Here is a 1,006-nt window from a genome sequence, read left to right as displayed (position 1 = left end):
ATCGGTATTTTTTATCTCTGATGGCACCGGCATTACCGCTGAATCCTTTGGCCAAAGCCTGCTTGCCCAGTTCTCGGGGCCGACATTTCGTCACCACACCCTGCCCTATGTTAATACCCCTGAAAAAGCTGTACGGGCACTCACCCTTATTAAAGAAACTCACCAGCATGAGGCGATTCCACCTATCCTCTTTATGACGGTGTTGGATGAAGAGGTCAGCAAACGGCTGCATACCAGTGGGGCTTATATTATCGATCTCTTTGCCACCTTCCTTCCCGGCCTGGAGATGGAGTTAGGTTCACATCCGCTGTATACCGTCGGCAAGAAGCGTTCCACCACCAGCAGTGCCAGCTATCACCGCCGCATCGAAGCGGTACAGTTTGCCCTTGATAATGATGATGGCGCCCGTATCCGGCACTATGAAAAGGCCGATATTATCGTGCTGGGGGTCTCCCGTTCCGGTAAAACGCCCACCTGCATCTATCTTGGCTTACAGTTTGGTATCTTTGCCGCCAATTACCCCATTACCGAGGATGATTTTGCCAAGGGCATCAAGCTACCTGATTTTCTTCGCCCTTATAATGAGCGCCTGTTTGGTTTGACCATCAATCCGGCCCGGCTCTCAGGTATCAGAAATGAGCGGCGACCCAACAGTTGCTATTCATCGCTCAGGCAGTGTCAATATGAGGTGCAGATGGTGGAACAGATCTATAACGAGGAGCGGATCAGCTATATTGACACCACTGAATTTTCCGTCGAAGAGATTGCGACACGGATAATGGATCAGGCCAATCTGACCAGAAGGCTGAAATAACCATAAAGCATACGACAGGCCCCCTTCACAGGGTCGACATTAAGGAATTCTTCCTGGTAGAACTACTGTCCATTGTTTCTTTAGCTCCTGCGAACGAGTGCTGGCGGGTTGGTTTGTTGCCAGTCTTGAATTGGAATCACGAAGCACACGAAGAGCACAAAGAAGAGCTTTTCTTTTCCTTTGTGCTCTTCG

1 protein-coding gene is annotated in these 1,006 nt (G+C 49.9%); it reads left to right on the top strand.

The genetic code is table 11. The features are described 5' to 3' along the window. A partial coding sequence (locus KDK14_RS11480; protein ID WP_257265258.1) for a pyruvate, water dikinase regulatory protein occupies window positions 1–814 on the top strand: 814 nt, incomplete at its 5' end. Between the last annotated feature and the right edge of the window lie 192 nt (window positions 815–1,006).

The sequence above is a fragment of the Endozoicomonas sp. ONNA2 genome (genome assembly GCF_024606365.1).
GTDB lineage: Bacteria > Pseudomonadota > Gammaproteobacteria > Pseudomonadales > Endozoicomonadaceae > Endozoicomonas.
The sequence above is the reverse complement of the archived record's forward strand: the minus strand, read 5'-3'. Positions and strand labels throughout refer to the sequence as shown.